The organism is Xanthomonas sp. A1809 (assembly GCF_017746015.1).
Classification (GTDB): Bacteria; Pseudomonadota; Gammaproteobacteria; order Xanthomonadales; family Xanthomonadaceae; genus Xanthomonas; species Xanthomonas euvesicatoria.
Genome location: NZ_JAGHWZ010000063.1, coordinates 1 through 1,365, shown reverse-complemented (window position 1 = coordinate 1,365; position 1,365 = coordinate 1). Strand labels below are relative to the sequence as shown.

4 protein-coding genes are annotated in these 1,365 nt (G+C 62.3%); all 4 read left to right on the top strand.

Translation table 11 applies throughout. The annotated features are described in order from the left end of the window. A partial coding sequence (locus J7396_RS22420; protein WP_209262189.1) for a phage tail protein occupies positions 1 to 199 on the top strand: 199 nt, incomplete at its 5' end. Positions 200 to 208: 9 nt separating this feature from the next. Next, positions 209 to 673, top strand: a complete 465-nt coding sequence (locus J7396_RS22415) for a hypothetical protein (protein WP_046932039.1) — start codon at positions 209 to 211, stop codon at positions 671 to 673. Beyond that, positions 673 to 888, top strand: coding sequence for a hypothetical protein (locus tag J7396_RS22410; protein ID WP_046932041.1), 216 nt, complete (start codon positions 673 to 675; stop codon positions 886 to 888). The genes J7396_RS22415 and J7396_RS22410 overlap by 1 nt, the downstream gene beginning before the upstream one ends. Positions 889 to 932: 44 nt before the next feature. Further along, on the top strand, positions 933 to 1,365 hold a 433-nt coding region (locus tag J7396_RS22405; RefSeq protein ID WP_343237473.1), incomplete at its 3' end, for a phage minor tail protein L.

Below are 1,365 nucleotides of genomic sequence, written 5' to 3'. Positions count from 1 at the left end.
GAACATCTCGCGCGTCGGCAAGCAGGCGTTGATCAAGCAGATTGCCGATTTCCTGGACGCGCATGTCGGCCGGTCATTCCTATGGACACCGCCGCTTTCGACGCAGGGGTACTACCAATGCACCGGCTACAACTCGGTGGCGCACGGCGCGGACAACTACACGCTTTCCGCCACCTTCGAACAACACTTTCAGCCGTAAGGGAACCTCATGGCACGCCAAATTATCGACCTCGACACTCCCCAGCAGGGCGGAGGCCGCGGCGATCCCCCGCGCGCTGCATTCCAGAAGACGAATGACAACTTCGGCGAGCTGTACCAGAAGAACGCGGATCAGGACACCGCCATTGCAGGCAAGGAGGCGTCGCTTGGATTCAGGCCCGTGCGCCAAGGCGGCGGCACGGGGATGGGAGCCAACACGGTCTACGTCGGCTGGAATACCGTTGGCAGCGGTCGCCTAAAAGTCCAGGTCGATGCGGTTTCACTCGGCGACATGCTCCATACGTCCTGGTACGACCCGCTCACCACGAACTCGCCCGGCTGGTTGGTTGCGACGACCCGTGATGGTCTTGCCGAGGGAGCAACAAAGGCAATCAACGGACGGCCCGGAATTTGGAAGTGCACGGGCGTGTGGCTCGATGGCGGTACCAATGCGATCTTCGTGAGGATCAGCTGATGAAGTTGATGCAGCCGCAAGACGGCATCGTTGAGGCGCCCACAGTTGCGATGGAATACCGCAACGCAGCATGGGGGGACGACACAAAGAGCTGGGCATCGTGTGAGGTGCTGCTGCCGGGCTATTCCGAGTGGATGCCCTTCAACGCAATGCCGACGGACCCCATGGAATATGGCCGCCTGTTGTTCGAAGCAATCCGGCTAGAGCTGGGCTGATGTCGATTCTCGCGGACATCCAAACCCTGGAGCCTGGCGCACGGGTGACGGTGTTCGAACTCGACGCAACCGCGCTGGGGGCAGACTCGCTGCTCTTTCACGCCCACCTTCAAAGCACTCCGATCGTGTGGCAGGGACAGGTTTACGACCCCTGGCCGGTGGAGGCCACTGGCTTCGAGCGCACGAGCGATCAGCCGCCAAACCCGCGCCTTCGGGTCGGCAACATCGACGGCACGATCACCGCGCTGTGCCTGCTGTTCGACGACCTTGTCGGCACGCGTGTCATTCGCCGGCAGACGCTGGCCAAATACCTCGACCCGGTCAACTTCGCCGGCGGCAATCCCACTGCCGATCCGGACGAACACTTCCCGGACGAGATCTGGTTCATCGAGCGCAAGGTCAGCGAAGACCACACGCAGGTGGAGTTCGAGCTGGCCACTGCCGCCGATCTCAACGGCGAGCAGTTGCCGGGCCGGC

Bases quoted from the DNA above. Each gene is read 5' to 3' on its own strand.
- J7396_RS22410 (WP_046932041.1), top strand. From the start codon at position 673: ATGAAGTTGATGCAGCCGCAAGACGGCATCGTTGAGGCGCCCACAGTT.
- J7396_RS22415 (WP_046932039.1), top strand. From the start codon at position 209: ATGGCACGCCAAATTATCGACCTCGACACTCCCCAGCAGGGCGGAGGC.